The organism is Paenibacillus sp. sgz302191 (assembly GCF_057749925.1).
Map to the genome: position 1 here is coordinate 83,460 of NZ_JBYLHY010000019.1, position 20,960 is coordinate 104,419.

The window sequence follows — 20,960 nt, forward strand, 5'->3', positions numbered from 1 at the left end:
GGAAAATCACTCCTTTTCAATGAAGGCTGGGCGTTGGAAGCGCAGGCTGCCCGGATTTTTGCACATCCAAAATATCAAGCAGAAAAACGAAGGTCGGAATGCCGACGATCAATCCCCAAATTCCGAAAAAATGTTCGGAAAAGAGCAGAACGAGAAAGGTGTAAAATACAGGAAGATGCGTTTTGGACGCCATCAGCCGGGGATTGAGCACGTAAGCTTCCAAAGCATGAATGACCGTGACGGCGATAATCAGGTACAGCACATACGTGAACCCGCCCAGACTGAAAGCAATCATGCTCAGCGGAAAGAGCGATATAAATACGCCGGCCACCGGTATAAGCCCAAGAACAAAAATAAGCAGCGAGAGACCGATCAAATTCGGAAAACCCATCAGCCATAGCGCGAAAGTCGTCAGCAGGCAGTTGAACAGGGCGATCAGCAGTTGGGCTTCGATCACTTTACCGAACGTTTGCACGAGTTTTTTGCCGAAAAATTCAATCTCCTTGGCGAACCAGCCCAGCTTGCTGGTGTGAAATTGCGCGGTAAAGCGAATGACGTTCTCTTTGCCCAGCAGCAGAAAAAGGCTCATCATCAAAGCCAAAAAGATTTGAAATCCGACATTTCCGATTTTCACCACGATATCGAAGCCTGGCTTAACTATGCTCGGAATGTCGATGCTGTCCAGCCATGTTTTTACGTAGCCGGCCACTTCGTTATCAGGGTTGTAGTACGCATGTTTGACAAGTTCGAACAATTGGGTGATCTGGTGGGCCAGAGCGGGAAAAAATTTGGCGCCTGCAAAAGCCAGAACCGACAGAAGGGCGGCGTATATGACCGCAAGCAGCAATTTGGAGTTGACGGGAACGACTTTGTCGATCCAATACTTGCTGAATTGATGCAGCCGGTTCATCAGGAACGTCAGCAGGAAGGTCAATAAAATAAGGTTCAGCATGCTGCGGATAAAAAATAGAAGAAGGCAAAACAACGCCAATACCGCAAAGCGCTGCACATCTTTTTTTTGCAAAATTGCTATAATATTCATGCGCGACATCCTTTCAGCGTCTCCGTTTCGATCTGTACAAATTCGATTATAGAGATGCGGTGTGTACTTCATGTGTTTTGTAGCAGGCGATTTTTTGTATAATAGTACTGACTGAAAACACACGAAAAACACAACAATCGGTTATTCTTGCTCTATACCGTTTTTTTTGCGCGAAGGAGGCTGCGGCTGCATGGATCGCAAAGTTTTGCTAATCGAAGATGAAAGTTTGATCCGCGAAATCGTGGCCGATTATTTCAAGCGGGAGCAGTGGAGCGTTTATGAGGCCGAGAATGGGCTCCAGGCGCTGGACATATTGGAAAAACTGGATGCCGATCTCGTCATTCTGGATATTCTTATGCCTGAGCTGGACGGCTGGACCGTATGCAAACGGATTCGCGCGCGATCGGCCGTGCCGATCATTATGCTGACCGCCAAATCCGAGGACGACGATAAGATGCTTGGTTTTGAGCTGGGCGCAGACGATTACGTAACGAAACCGTTCAGCCCCAAGGTGCTGGTCGCCCGGGCAGTCAGTCTAATGAAGCGCGTCGAGGGGACTGTCGGAAAAGAAGACCATCTTCTGAGCTTTGGCCGGATTTCGATTAATAGAAGATCGCGTCGCGTCGAGGTGGATGGGCAGGAAATCGAGCTGACGCCCAAAGAATACGAGCTGCTTCTGTATTTGACGAAAAACGAAGGCATCGTGCTTTCCCGCGAAACGATTCTCGATCATATATGGGGCTTCGATTATTTTGGCGACCTGCGCGTCGTCGATACGCATATCAAAAAGCTGCGCGGCAAGCTCGGCGACGAAGCCCGCCATATCCGCACGGTCATTCGGTCCGGGTACAAATTCGAGGAGGAACGATGATAAAACGCGGGGTTACTATGAAGCTGTTTGCCATCACAGCTTTCTTTTTTCTGTTGTTTTATGCCATTGTTTTGCTGGGGCAGCTTAATTTATTTGAAACCTTTTACCAGCATCAGAAAACCGCCACACTGGAAAAAAGGCTCCAGACATTCACCGACAGCTACGCCAAAAAACGCTGGGACGACGACCGCATCTCCCGCGAAATGGCCCTGTTCATCAGCCAAAATAAAGCGCAGCTTGCGATTCTCGGGCCAGAAGGCAATGTGAAGCATGACAATCTGTTCCGCATCGTCATCAAGGACGATCATGGAAATCCGGTTCGGATAGCCCTCTCTTTTTTGCTCAATTCCAATTTGCGGAAGCTGCTGGAGGCGAACTTTCAGCGCGGCGATCGGATCGAGGTGGAGGGATATTATGAGGATACGGTGGAAAAAGATCTTTTTTACCCGGTCATTATCCATAAAGCCGGCTTCAAGGAAATCGGGAGTGTAGATCTAGGCACGAACGAGCCCCTGGAGAAGATTTCCGGCGTTATCACGGACGCGGTGCTGCCCGCTTCCAATCAATGGAATTCGCGGCAGGGCATTTTGTATCTGGCGCTGGAGGACTGGTTCCCGCTTTCGGATGAGCGGAAAGCCGTTTTGCAGAACGGGGGTACGATCCAGGAGGAATGGACGGATACGATCAGCGGCACGCGCAGCGTTGTGGCGATTCAGCCGATTTTGCGCGATGGGAAGGTAAACGAACTGGTTTTTGTGCTCGCCTCCCTGCAGCAGATCAGCGAAGCGTATGATGCCCTGCGTCTGTTTTACATTTACATCGGAATCGGGGGCATCGTGCTCATCCTGCTGCTCTCGCTCGTCTTTACCAAAATTGTGTCCAAACCGCTGCTCTCGCTGAACCAAATCGCGTTGCGTATGGCGAAGCTTGATTTTTCGGTGAAATCGCCAATCCGCAACAACGATGAGATCGGGAGCTTGTCCCACAGCTTGAACAGCTTGTCCGAGAAATTGGACGATACGTTAAAGGAACTGTACGACGCCAATGAGCAGCTGCGGGCGGATATGGAACAAAAACAGCGCATGGAGCAGCTGCAAAAAGAGTTTATTTCCAACGTTTCCCACGAATTAAAAACGCCGCTCAGCATCGTGAAAGGGTACGTGGAGGGCATCCGGGATGGAATCAGCGAAACGAAGCGGGACCGGTATCTTGAAGTGATCTTGGGCGAAACCGATAAGATGGAAGCACTCATCAAAGACATGCTGGAGCTGGCCAAACTGGAATCGAAAACGATCAAGCTGAAAAAGAGCCATTTTTTGCTGAGCGAACAAGTGGAAGATATCGTCGAGAAGCTGTCGAACCACCTTCATGAAAAAGAGCTTAAGGTGGTCACCGTCACCGTAGGCGAACACGAAGTGCAGGCGGATCAGGTCAAAATGGAGCAGGTGCTGGTCAACCTGCTGATGAACGCGATTCGCCATGCGACAGCCGGCAGCGAGATCGCCGTCCGCATCGAAAGCGAAGGCGAGCACATCCGCATGGCGATCGAAAACGAAGGCGAAGCTATCCCGGAAGATCAGCTGGAAACGATATGGGAACGTTTCTACCGGGTCGAACGGTCGCGAAACCGCAAAACCGGCGGAACCGGCCTCGGCCTTGCCATCGTCAAGCAAGTGCTGGACCTCCACGAAAGCCGGTACGGAGCGGAAAACACGGAGCGGGGCGTTCGTTTTTATTTTTATGTGTAGGCTTTGCACACTTGTGGTCGCCGCGGCAGGAGTTCCTCGCGACAAAAAAACGGGGGGGACGTTTGCTGCCGTGCGGCGGCAAACATCATAAAGGGAAGTCATGCGGGGAAAGTTTCCCCTAAGGACTTGGAAAAAAGCGGAACTGGTACTATGATAGAGATACCCGGACATTTTTTTTTGTCGTCGACCTGCAATAGCGTAAAAAAGCCGGGGGATCGACGACAGGGACGATTTGGGGAATCCCAGTGTTTACAAGGGATTTGCCGCCTGAGGCGTGAGGCCAGCCAGGTCAACTTGTGGATGAGGTATTACGAAAAGTGGCTGTGCTGCTGGGTTTTTGTGGGTTTTTATCGTACCTATGAGGAATTGAAACGCAGGCCACCTGCTCTAAATACTGCAGAAGCTGCCGGCGTTTTTATCGTACCTATGAGGAATTGAAACCAAATTCCGAGCACAAGGAATCCAGGAGGCTTAATTGTTTTTATCGTACCTATGAGGAATTGAAACTACTTTTGGGAATGCATAAAAATATGAATGGTGGTGGAGTTTTTATCGTACCTATGAGGAATTGAAACATAATATGCACTTCATGAAGCGTGCGAAGCTTAAAGGTTTTTATCGTACCTATGAGGAATTGAAACCCGTAGAAGGATTAAGCATGCGCGAATTGTGCGGCGGTTTTTATCGTACCTATGAGGAATTGAAACTCGATCTGCATTGAATCCCGACTTGTTACTACTCCCACGTTTTTATCGTACCTATGAGGAATTGAAACAAATACGTTTTTGAGCAGCCATGGAATTCGCGTTAAGTTTTTATCGTACCTATGAGGAATTGAAACGATAGAAGCTCATATACCCAAGATGTGTTCTTCCTCGTTTTTATCGTACCTATGAGGAATTGAAACACTAGCAATTTTGGTGTAAGTGTTGTTGTCCAACCAGAGTTTTTATCGTACCTATGAGGAATTGAAACCGGGCAAGATCGAGCTAATTAGCCGTAGGTGGACGCTTGTTTTTATCGTGCCTATGAGGAATTGAAACACGATCTCGACCCAGAGAATCGCCCGAATCAATGGCAAGTTTTTATCGTACCTATGAGGAATTGAAACGGCTGCTGCACAGAATAGACGGCCCGATCCGCACGTTCGTTTTTATCGTACCTATGAGGAATTGAAACATGTATCTTTGGTAGGAAAAACCCCCTGCGCGTTTAAGTTTGTATTGTACCTATGAGGAATTGAAACTCTACTATGGTAATAGGTACGTATTACGGTGGGCGAAGATTTGTATCGTACCTATGAGGAATTGAAACAGCATTTGCACAATCTTGTCGTGCAGGCTATTTTTACAATAGAGAGAGTACTCGATCTTGCCATCGTCAAGCGAAACATGGATCTTCACGAAAGCCGAGTGGGGAGGAAACATGGGGCGGAATTTCTATTGTTATTTGTGAATTTTTCCCGCCATACGGTTGCAAAGCTTCGTTGAAAAGTTCCTCACATGGACTTGGAAAAAAGCGGGACTAGTAATATGATAGAGGTAACAAAGAGCATTTTTGTCGTCGACCTGCAATAGCGTAAAAAAGCCGGGGGATCGACGACAAACATGTTTTGTGGGGATCCAGTGTTAATAAGGGATTTACAGCCTGGGTCGTGAAATCATGGGAATTAACTTTATGATGTGGATTCGTAAAAATGGCTCTATTGGGTTTTTATGGGTTTGTATCGTACCTATAAGGAATTGAAACCGCCATAAACGTTGCTCGGGCTTCGTTGCATCCTCGTTTGTATCGTACCTATAAGGAATTGAAACCTGAACTTCATCAAGGGTAATAATTCCGCTACGCAGTTTGTATCGTACCTATAAGGAATTGAAACAAAAACTGGCTGACGAAGATATGACAGCACTCGGCTGTTTGTATCGTACCTATAAGGAATTGAAACTGAAGTTCTCAACGTCACATCAGTTCTTGATAGCAAAGTTTGTATCGTACCTATAAGGAATTGAAACTCAATCCATTTTTTCCAGACTGACCAATAAATAAGTGTTTGTATCGTACCTATAAGGAATTGAAACCTCAACTTCGCATTGCCCTTGATCCTATCCGCAAGCGGTTTGTATCATACCTATAAGGAATTGAAACCAGAAGCAGCAAGATTCGTAGGAACCTGCGGAGGAGGTTTGTATCGTACCTATAAGGAATTGAAACCAGGATTCAGCACTCGTAATTCTTCAAGTACGTTTGCAGTTTGTATCGTACCTATAAGGAATTGAAACTTTATTGTCCAGTATGTAAGCAAACTCATAATTTACCAAGTTTGTATCGTACCTATAAGGAATTGAAACTTGAATACCGTGCTATCGACGAACCCGGCCGCCTTTTCGTTTGTATCGTACCTATAAGGAATTGAAACTACTTCCCTTCTTTCATTAAGTGAGTAATCGCTTTAGTTTGTATCGTACCTATAAGGAATTGAAACCGAATGTGAGTACGTCCTGAAAGATGAGTTGCCAAGAGCGTTTGTATCGTACCTATAAGGAATTGAAACTCGGAAGACTTCGTAGCTTCAGCAGCGATCATGTTCGGTTTGTATCGTACCTATAAGGATCGTTCATTCTTCGATGAGGAGGGCAGCCTAGTGGAGTTTGTAACGTACCTATAAGGAATTGAAACCTGAATCAAGATAGTCCATGTCGGACAGATTCACCTGTTTGTATCGTACCTATAAGGAATTGAAACACCGCCGTTGTTTTGATCTACTCCCATGAATCCGATAGGTTTGTATTGTATCTTACCTAAGAAGAATTGAAACCATCATATTCGATGCACTTGTTTATCGTCTTTGGTATAAATCGGGGCCTATGCGGCTTCCGGTGTTTCAAGAGTTCGTCATTTAAAGAAGTACTAAAGACTCGGAAACAAAAAGAGGAACTGCCATGAGGCAAGTTCCTTTTAACCGTTCCGTTTCGTTATTCTTCATGCTCTCGTTCGCAGATTACTTCTGTAAACAAGTTTAGTGGAAATAGGGTGGGCACGTCCTTCCCAGGGATCCTCACAAACTCAACAAAATCTTTTCCTACAAGGATTAGTTTCCCTTTTAGGGTTCCGATGTCCTCCGCAGAGGCTGTCAAGTCAAAAGGCTTTGTGATTGTCACGTGATTTCTCAGATCAATAAAAAAGGATGTTTTAAAAACAACATTTGTGGATCCTACCATAAAGGAAGTCGAAGTAATATTTGTTAGCTTTCCTATTGTTTTGGTCAATTGTGGAAATCCCGGTTGGAAAACGGTCACTGTACGACCTACAAGCGGTTGTAGGCGTTGAATCAAAGTAATGTTTTGAGGCGCAGGACAGCCAATAATGCTTATGTCATCAGCCATAAAGAAAATTCTCCTTTCTCTTCATTTTATATCCTATACGGAATTTTCATTTTTTGTGTGGGCTGTTGTTGAGTTATAGGGCAAAATACAAAGAAACAGGGTAGGCCGCGGATCATTCGAGGCTGGGAGCGAGAGGCGCCAAGGTGGATTTTGGGATCGAGTGAGGACGTATTTCACCGATATTCACCTGGATTATGAACGGATACTAGCAGGAAAAAACCTTGATTATCATACGTCACAAAATGTATTTCGTTTGTATAATACCTATAAGGAATTGAAGTTCTAGCGTCCTTGCACAAATGTCGGTAGGGCCTTCGGCTTTTATCATATCTAAGAGGAAAATTTCTCTTTGTACTTGGAAAAAAGCGGAACTGGTACTATGATAGAGATACCCGGGTATTTTTGTCGTCGACCTGCAATAGTGCAAAAAAGCCTGGGGATCGACGACAAATAAGTTTTGTGGAGATTCAGTATTAATAAGGAATTTGCGGCATGGGTCGTGAAACCATGGGAATTAACTTTTTGACGAGGCTTTTTAAAAATGGCTGTATTGCTGGGTTTTTATGGGTATGTATCGTACCTATAAGGAATTGAAACCCGATTTGGATATTTTCAAGGCCGTTCTGGATATCTTCGTATGTATCGTACCTATAAGGAATTGAAACCTAATTGATGAAGAATAAATAGATGTTGTAAGTATAAGTATGTATCGTACCTATAAGGAATTGAAACCTTTGACCGGAACGGCAATGTGGTGAAGGACTACAGAGTATGTATCGTACCTATAAGGAATTGAAACTGGGGCATAGGGTGAGCGCATGAATATCGATCCACAGTATGTATCGTACCTATAAGGAATTGAAACACTGAAGAAGAGTTACAACAAGCGTTGCAAAAGGCGTATGTATCGTACCTATAAGGAATTGAAACTTATTCGCGCCTCTGCCGCCGTGAGTCGTTTCCACGAGTATGTATCGTACCTATAAGGAATTGAAACAGCTCTATACCGTCGCGAAAGCATGCAGGTTTTTCGTAGGTATGTATCGTACCTATAAGGAATTGAAACTAAACTCAAGGGCTTTAGTTTGGCGCTTTGTTAGCCGTATGTATCGTACCTATAAGGAATTGAAACATCAAATGAATATCGAAGCTACAGAAGAAGTGCAGCAGTATGTATCGTACCTATAAGGAATTGAAACCTATCTGGTTTCAATCGGAAATCAATGTCATAAAGCCCGTATGTATCGTACCTATAAGGAATTGAAACTTTTCCGAAAGAGGATGCAACGAAGCCGGAGCAACGGTATGTATCGTACCTATAAGGAATTGAAACCAGCGTCGCGCATGGGTGAACATTGGAGACTGACAGTATGTATCGTACCTATAAGGAATTGAAACTTCGGTTCGCCGCGTAGTTACTTGTCATAATCGTGAGTATGTATCGTATCTATAAGGAATTGAAACCCATGCGACTGCACTTGGTCTGGAATGGTTCAACAGGGTATGTATCGTACCTATAAGGAATTGAAACTTGCATGGAAAAGCCCCAATGTCCAAAATGTAAAGGTGTATGTATCGTACCTATAAGGAATTGAAACCAGCCGAACAGATGCAGCCTGCCGACCTTCTCCAGCTTGTATGTATCGTACCTATAAGGAATTGAAACACCAAATATTTCTCTTCATGCGGAAATCTTCGCGTTTGTATGTATCGTACCTATAAGGAATTGAAACTCTAAATCTTGAGGCAGAAAGGAGGGAAGGAACCGAAACGAGTAAAGGCATCAATGGAATCGGAATAGATTTGGAGCACGACAAATTATGAGGTTCTAGTCATCATCAATGATGAGACGGCGGCAAAGACGTTTGCGGAGCAGTTTGAGCATATGTGGTCGAGTGCAAAAGGGTTTGAGCCCATAGATAAAAAAATAGCTCAGTAGAAAAATCCCTCCGTCGGCCAATCAACGCCAGCGGAGGGATGCTTTGCTTAAAAGACAGTTATCGATCAATTTTCCCGGGAGGTATCCATTTCACAACAATGATACCGAAAACTATAAGAATTGAGATAAGCGAAATGACGCCTTTGTAAGTACCATTTATCAGTAACCAAATACATAAGCCTAAAATCAAAACAATTGCAATTAAATACCAGTAACCAATATACTTTTTGTTATTATTTGTTTTCTTTTTTATTATTAGTGTGATTATAAAAAAGACTGCAACGTAAAAAAACAAGAATAAATAAATAAGTATATTTGCCAATAGCATTTTGCCTCAACAACTTTCTAGTTTGGAGTAGATTCAAAGTAAGTAATTGGAAGCCAATGTAAATTCAATGTTACCCCGTTTCCTCTATCATTGCGTGACATTGAATTTGCAATCATAAATGATCCAACAGACGTAATTACTGCAGCCGCTGAAACAGCAGCACCAGCAGGCGCAGCAACAACGGCTATAGCTGCACCGACAACTGCTACAAGTTGCCATACTTGCCCAGACTGGTTTAAATAATAAATCATATCCTGGGTTTCTTGTTCATTAAATGTTACCGCGACTCCCCACCAATAGGGGTTTGCATAAACATTTGTATGCACTCCTGAGGTAGATGATTTTGTGGATACATTAGCAACAGGTAAACCATTTTCGATTTTTTCAATAATTTTTGTTGAAGTGCTTGGTTTACACTGTCAACAGCATTGGAATAAGACTGATATACCTCGCTACTATACAATGATTTTACTATAGGATCAATGTGATATAAATTGTCTTGACCTAGCTGGATGTACTTCGTAATTGAATCGCCTGTTTTTAAAATATCCTTAGTTAGGCATCATTTGTGATTGTTATTTTGGGATACTGATTCGGTGAAATACTTTGTTCATCACCTTGCTGATCAGGTATTGTAGATTCAGCGAAAGCAGAAATGGGCAAAACGCTTGCAAACAACATTGCGGCAGAAGATAAAGCAATAATTGATTTTTTAAGCATCATACTTTAAGGTCACTCTCCTAAACACTGCCGTAATAAATGGAATTACGATCGCCGCGAGCAAATCAACCTAATAACATTTTACAGTAATTGTAAATGGGAGTAAATGAATAAATTTAATTGCAATGTGGTTCAAAACCGAATCAGCGCTTATCTAAAGTTTTCCTGGCAGATTTTTGCCTGTAATTTGTGGACGGATTGGGGACGTAATTCACCCGGAACCTCAATAATTCACTCGGATTGTATAGGGACATGTTTCAATTTATGAGGAATTTGAAACTTCTAGGAATGATGTCCGATCCAAATGAGAACGCGTGTTTGTATTTTATCTATGAGGAGTAGTAACATTGTGGTATAATGTTTTGCGAAGCCTTGGTATATAAGGGTTTTTATGATAGGGGTGCCCGTCCCGTTTTCGTTTTGGGGACGAATGGGGACGGTTCCTATATACCTGAAGATGGGCGGCGTTCGGCTACAGCTTTTGTCGTCATTCCTTGTTCCAAGAGGAACGTTGCAGACGTGTGACGCAGTATGCCGCCAAGCTGATTCAGATCATAGAGGCAAGCGAGCTGCAAAAATACGATATCTCGGAGGATGAGGAGACGATGAAATTCGAAGACGATTGGCAATGGAAGCATCGGAGATGCCCTGGACGGTTGTACAAGAAAGGTCTCATTTCCGATTACACCTGGGCGGAAAAGGCGTATAAACGGAAATTGACGCAATCAGAACTTGCATGGCTGAATACAATCATCGTAGCTCGGTAACATGGCGTGGAGGTTTAACCAAGAAAAAATTCCTGAACGTCAAAATCCCCCGTTGGCCTTTTGTGGCTGATGGGGGATTTTTTTTATTTTCATGCAAAAATGTAATTATAATAAAATTATTGGTTATTAACAAACAATAAATACAATATATTCCATGATATGTTTAGACAAGATATGACAATAACTGTATGATCATAATCGAAAATACATTTTAAGGAGAGATCGATTTGAAAAAGCTTTTATCTGTATTACTTTTAGCAATGATAATTTCATTAGCAATTCCTGTTACTTCAGCATTTGCTTATTCAGGCGGTTTGTTAGACGGGAAGGCGCTTAATGTGTCCAATGCGATGAATGATTTTCGTGTGGTACGTACCACCACAGCTCTTACTGATAATGATGAGACCAACTCTTTCCATTTTGATGCAACTTGTTCTAATGGTACATTCGTATGGTATGACTTTCAAAATCCAATAACAATTTCATCTTATAAACTTAAAGGTAGCAAACTTGCGCTTAATTACTACACTCAAGGCAGTACAAGCCGTCAAGGCTTTGTCTACCTAGATGGAACAGGTGTTCAAACAAATATTACACCAATAACGAACGTTTCAAGAGTGGGTTTTGTAATTGCTGGATGTAGTGGTGGAGATGCAAATGAAGTTGATATTTTCGGAAGCCCAGTTCCTTCATCTCCTTCAAATCCAAGCGCTCTAACAGCAATTGACGATGTATCAAAGGTAACACTTAACTGGACTGCAGTTTCCGGCGCAACAACCTACAATGTGAAGCGTTCCACAACACCTGGTGGTCCTTATACAACGATTGCCACAAATGTAACAGGTACCACCTTTACTGACAGCACAGTAACAAACGGAACAACTTACTATTATGTTGTAACAGCTGTAAACGCTGGTGGTGAAAGCAATAATTCTTCTGAAGCATCCGCGACACCTCGAGTTCTAGCTCCAACAGCACCAACAAATCTGACAGCTACTTCCGTACAATCAAGTGTTTATTTGACATGGAGTAAGGTAACCAATGCGACGTATTATATTGTTGAGAGGTCTACTAATGCTGGCGGTCCTTATACTACTATTGCTAGTACTGTAACTAATGCTGTATATTTAGACACAAACTTAAGTAACGGAACATATTATTACGTAGTACAAGCTGTAAATGCAGGTGGTGTAAGTGGCATCTCAAACGAAGTATCCGCAACTATTCAGCTTGATCCGCAGCTTAATATGACCGTTGCTGAAGACAAAGTTAAAGTTGGGCAAGAAGTTATAGCAAATGTGTCTTTGAAAAATGTTAGCAACATATACGCAGAGGATTTTACTATAAAGTACGATAACACTTTGTTCGATTATATTGGATTTGAAGAGATTCCAGGCTATAAAGTGTACAACCAGCCGTCTGATCAAAATGGTACCCTTCGCTTTATTGTATCAAGCCAAGGAAAAAATTACGGCATCAGCAGTGAAACAACGTTCTTTAAGCTAAAATTAAAAGCCAAGGCTGCCGGAACGGGGAAAGTAGACGCAGTCAAATGCAGGATCGCAGACACAACAAGCGAATTTGATTTAGGTGCGGCGAACTGCGGTGAGGATTCGGTAACTGTTGAAGGAGTTAAGGACGTAAACAGAACGGGTGAATATACGCTTCTTGATCTAGCCATTGATGCTGCACACTACGGAGAACTGGCAGCTAACGTAGATCCAACTAAATATGATGCCCAACAGGCAGGCAACGAATATGTAAATGACGATGACCTTGTATTTATCGTGAATCAAATGCTGAACAATTCAAACTACGGACCGAATAAATAATCGAATGCTTCCTTACATGTTGTCGTCTGTTTTAAAGAAGTTCTCTTTTTCATTCACGACCCGTTCATAGTGGTTCCAGCATTGCGAAGTTCCCTACTGGCTATCATTTGATGTAGCGGGATGTGGGGCGGAAGTTCGAAGTCGCTCTCGCCTGGTCAAATCGGGAACGTTTCTAATCTAGCATATATATTAATATATTATGGTATTGATTAATATATTAGTATTGAGTAAAATGGAGTAAAGTAATATTACCTTTGGTATTACCTTCTGATTTCAAGCGTATACTAAAAAAGAGCCGTGTTGCTGCACGGCTCCAAGTGCACAATAGGCCGCTTCAAAGGCGATAAGCTTTTAAAGTAGTCAGTCAGTGAAATAGACCGCCCCCGATAAGGTATGGTCTATTTCTTTTTGTTTTGAGTAAGTGCTATGACGATGGTCACAACTAGCGTCAGAAACGTAATAAGAAGCGAACTAAAGCCAATCGTAATCGTCAGAGCGTCTTTAACCTCCACAGGCATCACCTCCCTTCCGAGAGGCCAGCCGACTGCCCTTGCAAGCCGTTCCATTGTACAGAGATATTATATATCATACATCCCTAACAATCTACTGTTTTTCCTATTATATGAAGAAGAGGTGTTAAGGTGGGTTTTAGGGACGGATTGGGGACGCGATTCACTCGGAACCTCAATAATTCACTCGGATTATGAACGGATACGAACAGGAAAAAAACTTGAAAGTCAAGGGTTTCAAAGATTCATTCGGATTGTATAGGGACATATTTCAATTTATGAGGAATTGAAACATTATTTGTAAAATCTTGTCGTGCAGGCTATTTTTACAATAAGAAAGTACCGATCTTGTCATCGTCAAGCGAAATATGGATCTTCACGAAAGAAGAATGGGTAGGAAACGCGGGGCGGTGTGAAATTTTATTGCTATTTTTAAATTTTGCTGCCATACGGTAGCAAAGCTTCATTGAAAAGTTTCTCACATAGACTTGGAAAAAAACGGGACTAGTAATATGATAGAGTAGAGCATTTTTTGTCGTCGACCTGCAATAGCGTAAAAAAGCCGGGGGATCGACGACAAACATGTTTTGTGGGAATTCAGTGTTAATAAGGGATTTGCGGCTTGGGTCGGGAAACCATGGTAATTAATTTTGCGCTGTGGCTTTGTAAAAATGGCTGTATTGCTGGGTTTTTATGGGTTTGTATCGTACCTATAAGGAATTGAAACTCTGTGACAAACTCCTTAAGGCTCGTCTCGAAGTCCTGCCGTTTGTATCGTACCTATAAGGAATTGAAACTCAGATGGGTTTTCCCCGATCCGGTCATCCCGGGGACGTTTGTATCGTACCTATAAGGAATTGAAACCGTAATATCCGTTTATCTTAGCCATGTTCAACCTCCGTTTGTATCGTACCTATAAGGAATTGAAACTCCTCCGAAAAATGCAACTGGCGCTTTTATAAAACCGAGTTTGTATCGTACCTATAAGGAATTGAAACTCTGAAACTCGCTTCCGAATATGGCCAGAGTAGCGGCAGTTTGTATCGTACCTATAAGGAATTGAAACTCGGTGGTTCAGCGCGGTGACCATGTTGATGATCGAAGTTTGTATCGTACCTATAAGGAATTGAAACCTGTTAAAAGCCCGGGAGTCATAAACAATATTGCCTCGTTTGTATCGTACCTATAAGGAATTGAAACCCCGCCGTGCTGGACCCGAGAATCAGCGGCTTGCCGGTTTGTATCGTACCTATAAGGAATTGAAACCTCTTAGGGCTGCTGCTAGGAGATCGACTGCCCGGCGGTTTGTATCGTACCTATAAGGAATTGAAACCGTCAGGCGATCCGTCTTTCTTCACAATGGCGCCGGTTTGTATCGTACCTATAAGGAATTGAAACCTGGATCAGGGCAAGCGGCTTGAAAAGTTTATCACGCGTTTGTATCGTACCTATAAGGAATTGAAACCCAAATGCAAATCAACAAAGCTATGAAAGGTGATGTGAGTTTGTATCGTACCTATAAGGAATTGAAACTCTTGTTCAAACAGTTTATGATTGAAGTCGTTGTTTTGGTTTGTATCGTACCTATAAGGAATTGAAACTTTCATCTATATCTGCAAGATTAAAAAATAATGTTAAATGTTTGTATCGTACCTATAAGGAATTGAAACTTGCTTTCCAGAACGGTTTTAGCGCTCTCTGTAAGCTGTTTGTATCGTACCTATAAGGAATTGAAACTATCAGGTTATAATAGTGGTACTTTGAAAGTTTCTCAGTTTGTATCGTACCTATAAGGAATTGAAACTTTAGCTGGCACAAAACGATACTATATTACAAAGACAGTTTGTATCGTACCTATAAGGAATTGAAACTCGAGCGCGTCATTTATTTTATGGAGATATCAATAAGTTTGTATCGTACCTATAAGGAATTGAAACGAAGGCCGCTTGTTGAAGAACACCGCTCCACTGCCGTTTGTATCGTACCTATAAGGAATTGAAACTTTTCAGTGCGGGTTGCAGGTTCAGGAATCGCAATTGGGTTTGTATCGTACCTATAAGGAATTGAAACCACTCAACAATCCAATGGGCCTGATCCCGGATCGTTTTCTGTTTGTATCGTACCTATAAGGAATTGAAACCTCGATGCTACTCCATTTAGGAGACAAATGATCATGTTTGTATCGTACCTATAAGGAATTGAAACTGCTGCGGCAGCATCATGCGACTACTTTCCCAAAGTCGTTTGTATCGTACCTATAAGGAATTGAAACTGAGTGCCGTTCGCTTGAGTCCATCCCGGACACGCTGGTTAGTATCGTACCTATAAGGAATTAATCCCGTCCCTGGAATCCCCATCCGCCAGCCCCATCAATCGTTTGTATCGTACCTATAAGGAATTAATCCATATGGTACTTGGCATTTCTGGCAATAATGGAGGAATAAAATGTGAACAGAAAAAAATGGGTGATTGTAGCTGCCAGTGCAGTATTGGGATTGGTGTTATTTGCTGTTGTAAATAATACGTTTGCTTCGTCAGATGCGTCCGCGAATAAGTATGAACTGATGTCAACATCAACTCACGATAGTGAAAAAATTAAAGAGTTTGGAATGACTTTCAAGGAGGCAATAGTCAAACCTAAGCAGGATGCCAGCCAAGCGGTTAGTTCTGCAAAAGAGCACGCACCAGAATATGCAAAAGAAGCAAAGAAAATTGAAGTGGAATACCATTTGATTACCAATCCCGATTTCAAACTTTTTACTAAAGAAGCTGCTGAAAGCAACCCCAAGTTAGAGAAAGACGGTTATTTATTGGATACACCTTGTTATGTTGTGACCTTTAAAGGAATCAGTAAGCCAGCCAAGTCTTACATAAAAGATCAAACTCCCAAAACTTTCACTGAGTATAGCGTTGTAGTCGATGCAAATACAAATCAAGTATTATATGGTTTTTCATATAGGTAGAAAGTTTGTAGTGAGCGGGGGCGTAGAAACTTCGCTTTTTTTGTTTTGATAAGCTCCCTGTTTTATCAATTCTGTTGTGGGTAGAAGAATCGTAACAACGAGTTTTAGTGCTTTTTGTAGTAAGTCAAAGATGTTTTCGTTGAACCCAATCGCACTGTACATAACAAGGCTCAATTTTTTCAGTGAATCGTACATACGTAACAACGATGAAATCAGGAAGTTGTCTTGTAACTTGAAAGATTTTGGGTGAGATGGATAATGTGGAAGTATTTGTGAAATGCATGCTGGAGTTGCCCTAGTGGGAATCTAAAAAAGGTACCGCCGCGCTTGCTCAAAAGCTTCGATGAAAAAGACCGCCTTAGGGGCTTGGAAAAAAGCGGGGCTAGTAATATGATAGAGGTAGCCAGAGTATTTTTTGTCGTCGACCTACAATAGTGCAAAAAAGCCGGGGGATCGACGACAAACATATTTTGTAAAACTCTCAGTGTTATAAGGGATTTGCGGCTTGGACCGCGAGGCCAGCCGAGTTTACTTTATCATGTGGCATTACAAAAAGTGGCTGTTCTGCTGGGTTTTTATGGGTTTATATCGTACCTATGAGGAATTGAAACATGACGTGTCATATTCGCCTAGATTGTCGGCTCCTGTTTATATCGTACCTATGAGGAATTGAAACTTCGTAGATCGTTTTCCCATTCCTCAAAGGATGAGGAAGTTTATATCGTACCTATGAGGAATTGAAACTTTTGAACGAGAATGGCCTATCTGATCTATCCAATTACGTTTATATCGTACCTATGAGGAATTGAAACCAAAAAGGATGACCCAAAAGGGAAATACAAGGCAGGAGGTTTATATCGTACCTATGAGGAATTGAAACTAGGTACCGGTATTCACGGCAATGTCTGTGGCCGCAGTTTATATCGTACCTATGAGGAATTGAAACTTGGCTCTCGCGCGACGCCCGCAGCCGTTCAAGTGGTTTATATCGTACCTATGAGGAATTGAAACGTATTGTCCATGCCGAGTGAGTACGTACCATTCAGTTTATATCGTACCTATGAGGAATTGAAACCCTCGTGAATATTCTGAAGATGATATCTATGAAGAGGTTTATATCGTACCTATGAGGAATTGAAACGTAGATAATTGCTCAAATTCCCTACATCCCTGACCCGGTTTATATCGTACCTATGAGGAATTGAAACCTTTTGTTCCAGAAGCTCGTATCCCCGATATTCTGGTTTATATCGTACCTATGAGGAATTGAAACATGCCCTCCTAAAATAAGTACCGAAAATATTCAGTTAGTTTATATCGTACCTATGAGGAATTGAAACATCGTATCGATAAGCGCGGAGCCTATTTTCACACTACGTTTATATCGTACCTATGAGGAATTGAAACACCGGATTGGAATATTCTTTCAATTGCTAGACTGTGTTTATATCGTACCTATGAGGAATTGAAACAATCATCATCAATAAAAGATTTTTTAAAAGAACTTAGTTTATATCGTACCTATGAGGAATTGAAACTTGGTATCGAGCTTCTTTTTCTTTCTCCTTTTTTTGGGTTTATATCGTACCTATGAGGAATTGAAACACGCCCATGTTACGAATGATCGGGTTTATGGCCTTTGGTTTATATCGTACCTATGAGGAATTGAAACTGTGATATGATTCATCCGACGTTCCCCGGCACTTCGTTTATATCGTACCTATGAGGAATTGAAACACATCATAAACAGTACGTTTTGCTCGGTCCTCAGCTTGTTTATATCGTACCTATGAGGAATTGAAACTCAATCGACTTGCTGCTTTGGAAAGTGCACTTCCTGGTTTATATCGTACCTATGAGGAATTGAAACTACATATGTCCCCCGGCCGTCGGGCCTCTCCCCCCGGTTTGTATCGTGAGGAATTGAAACTCAGGATGGTACTCCGATCGCGGAGAACATGGCCTTCGTTTGTATCGTACCTATGAGGAATTGAAACTTTCGATGAGCACTCAGGTTTCCGGCATCCTGGATACGTTTGTATCGTACCTATGAGGAATTGAAACAAAATCGAAACGTCATACCTTTGTGAGTGGGATTTTAGGGTTAAAAAAACTGAAAGACGAGATGGTGATTGTGATGAGTATGAACCGGGAGAGTTCCGATTCACTGCAATTGGATATCGCAATGCTTGTGGAGGATACTGATCTCATTCGACAAGTTGGACAGAGCCGTGATGATCATGAGCGTGGACGTATATACGCAAAAAAACGGGACTTGATTATTTACGTACCAAGATCAAGGATTTTGAGCAGGGACAAAACTTATAGTGTTATTGGACCTAAACGGTTTTGGATTAGCTTATGAAATTTATTTATGAGAAGGAGAATGGAGAGGGTGAATGATAAGCGCCCCAAATGGATGATTGAACGACGGTCGAAGGGAAAGAGACGCTGACACGCTTCTGCTAAGAGGCATTTGCAAGGTAATTAAAAGGTAGTTAATGAAGAGGGTTTCTATCGTACCTATAAGGAATTGAAATTTCCAAATCGAAATGGATCAAAAGAAATTTGACGAGGACGTTTCTATCGTACCTATAAGGAATTGAAATCTTTCAAATTTGTCCAGCAGCGCCTTGATCGCCTTCGTTTATATCGTACCTATAAGGAATTGAAATATCTCCAGCTCATTCATGGAAGCCTTTTGGTATGTAAGTTTATATCGTACCTATAAGGAATTGAAACTCTCGCATGATGAGATGGGTATGCGTAATCGCGAGCTCGTTTGTACCGTACCTATAAGGAATTGAAACTCGGTGAGATCGTCGATACCTTTCCCAAGTGACTTGTCCGTTTGCATCGTACCTATAAGGAATTGAAATCACTCCGTTCATGTACGGAGGGAGCACGTTAGCGCGTGCTTATATCGTACCTATAAGGAATTGAAACTCAATTAGATATGTCTTTCTCGTGTGAGTAACCCCGCTTCTGTCCTACCTATAAGGAAACAGTTCCCAAAAAACAAAAAATCGGCCCTGCGGCCCGCCACGCATTTTGCTCATTGACGCTCGTTTTAATTCCAGATAAGATGAATTTAAACGTTTCAACGAGGCTCGAGGCGAGTAGCAGGGCCTTTTTATTTTGGTTGTTTGACCTTTTTTTGTATGGATCGAAGGAGTGACGAGGATGTCGCATTATGAGCAGCGAAGAAAAGAGATTATAAGCCGAGTGGCGAAAAAAGCATACGAGCTCCCTGTTTTGGAGAGCGGTTTGTGGTTTCATCATGACGTCCGCGACAATTTTTATTTTGCTTCGTATTTGTTTGCGGCGGCTGCGGATGCGGGAGTTCCGGCTGTTTTTGAGCGGGAAGCCGCTAAGGCCAAGGCGGGCCGCGTTTTGCAGGAGGTTCTACAGCTGCAGGACCGGGATCCGCTCAGCGAGACTTACGGGCACTGGCCGCTCAATCTTGATCCTGTTCCCCGGGAAGCGGGAATGAATTCTCTTCCGGTCGAGCTGATGGGCAGTTTGCTCGTTTATTTTTACAAACGGTACGGCCCGGAGTTGCCGCAAGCTTTGCGGACCCAATTGGAGCAGGCTTTGGAGCATGTTTACCGCAGTCATTTTTACCGGAAGCCGCTTGAGCATTATCATCATCATGAGGCGAAGTATACGGCGGCGAAGCTTATTTTTGGCCAGTTGTACGGGGATCGGGAGCTGCTTGAGGATGGTTTCCGCAGTTTGCGGGCGACTTTGGAGCGCATTACGGGCATGGGGATGTCCGAGTACGGCTGTCTTCCCTGGTTTTGGCATTGGGTGCAGGCGTTTACATGTGCGTGGGAGCTAGCCGAAGACGCTGAGATCAAAAAGCAGCTGGCAGCTATGCTCGATTATTTATGGCATGTCCGGTCGCTCTATTACTTGCGGGGGGCCTGGGTCGGGCCGCATTCCCGGGGGCTCGCTCACGATATTCCGCAGGACCGGAACGTGCTGATGGATTATGTGCAGTTTGGGGATTTTGAGCTTCCGGAGGATATGCCGCGGACGGAGTATGCGGGATTTCTTTTTTACGAGGCGCCTTCGCAGGCCCGCAGTACAGCTTTGCAGCGCGGCAATCCGGTTGAAGTGAAGCAAATCGTTCCCCGTCCGGCGGCAGTTGGCGGAAATCCGCTGCACAGTTACGTGTACATAACGGAATATTACGCGGTGGGCGGCATGTGGGAACGGGCCGAGGAGTTCGATAATGAACAGCACCGCTGGGATGCCGCGTTTCCTTTGCAGGCTGTGGAAGGTGTCAACCGCGCCTATTTTTTCCTTGCGGGCGACGCCGATTCTGAGGAAAGCTTGCGGCACCAAAGCGGGCATACGGAAGTGCTGTTTCATCAAAATACAGCGGCCGTCCTGTACACCATCCCCGATGGCCAAACCGGTCAAGTTATTGGCTGTTTGCCAAAAGGAGAATGGCTCCAGGCGGCGAATTCGTTATATGGATTGTGCGGAAATGTATACCTGGCCGTGCATATCCGGCAGTCCTTCGACAGAATCGAGTTGGCGGACCGCTGGACGGTCACAAGTTCGGCCGGAGCGAACGGGGTCGTGCTGGAGTGTGTGGACGCAGTCGAAGCCAAAAGCCTGGGCATTATGGATGTGACTCATTTTGCTGAAGCGGCGGGCAGGAACAAGCCGGATTTTGCTCATGCCGGGCTGGATGGTGCGTTTGCCGGCAATTCGGTCACGTACGTGACGATGAGGGGAGACCGTCTGGAGCTTGCGGTCGGCGCCGATTCGCAAATAACGAGACGGGTCAACGGGGTATTTGTAAATTTTACGGATTATACGGTTATGTGAAGTTGAACAACGATCC

The 20,960-nt window shown here is 43.4% G+C and carries 11 protein-coding genes and 6 CRISPR repeat arrays; of the genes, 6 read left to right on the forward strand and 5 right to left on the reverse strand.

Going from position 1 to position 20,960, the window contains the following annotated elements; all coding sequences use genetic code 11:
* Window positions 1-16: 16 nt before the first annotated feature.
* Entirely contained in the window at window positions 17-1,042 is a 1,026-nt protein-coding gene (locus AC3G2T_RS24360; protein WP_474683310.1) for an AI-2E family transporter, read from the reverse strand.
* A 190-nt stretch (window positions 1,043-1,232) separates the two neighbouring features.
* On the opposite strand from AC3G2T_RS24360, the gene AC3G2T_RS24365 reads away from it, so the two are divergent.
* Together AC3G2T_RS24365 and AC3G2T_RS24370 are read left to right on the forward strand one after the other, a co-directional pair.
* Window positions 1,233-1,913 (forward strand): response regulator transcription factor, encoded by a 681-nt coding sequence (locus AC3G2T_RS24365; protein WP_474683311.1) that lies wholly within the window; start codon window positions 1,233-1,235, stop codon window positions 1,911-1,913.
* Window positions 1,910-3,661: a sensor histidine kinase gene (locus AC3G2T_RS24370; protein WP_488437203.1), complete on the forward strand. Its 1,752-nt coding sequence runs from the start codon at window positions 1,910-1,912 to the stop codon at window positions 3,659-3,661. The genes AC3G2T_RS24365 and AC3G2T_RS24370 overlap by 4 nt, the downstream gene beginning before the upstream one ends.
* A 343-nt stretch (window positions 3,662-4,004) precedes the next feature.
* Window positions 4,005-4,976: a CRISPR direct-repeat array (repeat unit 30 nt).
* Between the two features lie 404 nt (window positions 4,977-5,380).
* A CRISPR array of direct repeats spans window positions 5,381-6,213; the repeat unit is 30 nt; unit sequence GTTTGTATCGTACCTATAAGGAATTGAAAC.
* A gap of 420 nt (window positions 6,214-6,633) precedes the next feature.
* Here AC3G2T_RS24370 and AC3G2T_RS24375 read toward each other — a convergent pair.
* From AC3G2T_RS24375 to AC3G2T_RS24385, 3 genes are all read right to left on the reverse strand, one after another.
* On the reverse strand, window positions 6,634-7,044 hold the full coding sequence (locus tag AC3G2T_RS24375) for a hypothetical protein (RefSeq protein WP_474683313.1): 411 nt from the start codon (window positions 7,042-7,044) through the stop codon (window positions 6,634-6,636).
* A 567-nt stretch (window positions 7,045-7,611) separates the two neighbouring features.
* Window positions 7,612-8,777: direct repeats of the CRISPR family, unit length 30 nt.
* A gap of 551 nt (window positions 8,778-9,328) precedes the next feature.
* Complete coding sequence (locus AC3G2T_RS24380) at window positions 9,329-9,562, reverse strand: hypothetical protein (protein ID WP_474683314.1); 234 nt, start codon at window positions 9,560-9,562, stop codon at window positions 9,329-9,331.
* A 304-nt stretch (window positions 9,563-9,866) separates the two neighbouring features.
* Entirely contained in the window at window positions 9,867-10,034 is a 168-nt protein-coding gene (locus tag AC3G2T_RS24385; protein WP_488437204.1) for a hypothetical protein, read from the reverse strand.
* 518 nt (window positions 10,035-10,552) lie between these two features.
* On the opposite strand from AC3G2T_RS24385, the gene AC3G2T_RS24390 reads away from it, so the two are divergent.
* Together AC3G2T_RS24390 and AC3G2T_RS24395 are read left to right on the forward strand one after the other, a co-directional pair.
* The gene (locus tag AC3G2T_RS24390) at window positions 10,553-10,798 is read left to right on the forward strand and encodes a hypothetical protein (protein WP_474683316.1); all 246 of its coding nucleotides are present in this window, start codon (window positions 10,553-10,555) and stop codon (window positions 10,796-10,798) included.
* 227 nt (window positions 10,799-11,025) lie between these two features.
* Window positions 11,026-12,630 (forward strand): cohesin domain-containing protein, encoded by a 1,605-nt coding sequence (locus AC3G2T_RS24395; protein WP_474683317.1) that lies wholly within the window; start codon window positions 11,026-11,028, stop codon window positions 12,628-12,630.
* Window positions 12,631-13,028: 398 nt separating this feature from the next.
* Here AC3G2T_RS24395 and AC3G2T_RS24400 read toward each other — a convergent pair whose 3' ends face one another.
* Complete coding sequence (locus AC3G2T_RS24400; RefSeq protein ID WP_474683459.1) at window positions 13,029-13,142, reverse strand: putative holin-like toxin; 114 nt, start codon at window positions 13,140-13,142, stop codon at window positions 13,029-13,031.
* A 694-nt stretch (window positions 13,143-13,836) separates the two neighbouring features.
* Window positions 13,837-15,545: a CRISPR direct-repeat array (repeat unit 30 nt).
* Between the two features lie 41 nt (window positions 15,546-15,586).
* Here AC3G2T_RS24400 and AC3G2T_RS24405 point away from each other — a divergent pair.
* Entirely contained in the window at window positions 15,587-16,102 is a 516-nt protein-coding gene (locus AC3G2T_RS24405) for a hypothetical protein (protein WP_474683318.1), read from the forward strand.
* 581 nt (window positions 16,103-16,683) lie between these two features.
* Window positions 16,684-17,973: direct repeats of the CRISPR family, unit length 30 nt; unit sequence GTTTATATCGTACCTATGAGGAATTGAAAC.
* Between the two features lie 639 nt (window positions 17,974-18,612).
* Window positions 18,613-19,048: a CRISPR direct-repeat array (repeat unit 30 nt).
* A 237-nt stretch (window positions 19,049-19,285) separates the two neighbouring features.
* Window positions 19,286-20,944 (forward strand): hypothetical protein, encoded by a 1,659-nt coding sequence (locus AC3G2T_RS24410; protein WP_488437205.1) that lies wholly within the window; start codon window positions 19,286-19,288, stop codon window positions 20,942-20,944.
* Window positions 20,945-20,960: the final 16 nt, after the last annotated feature.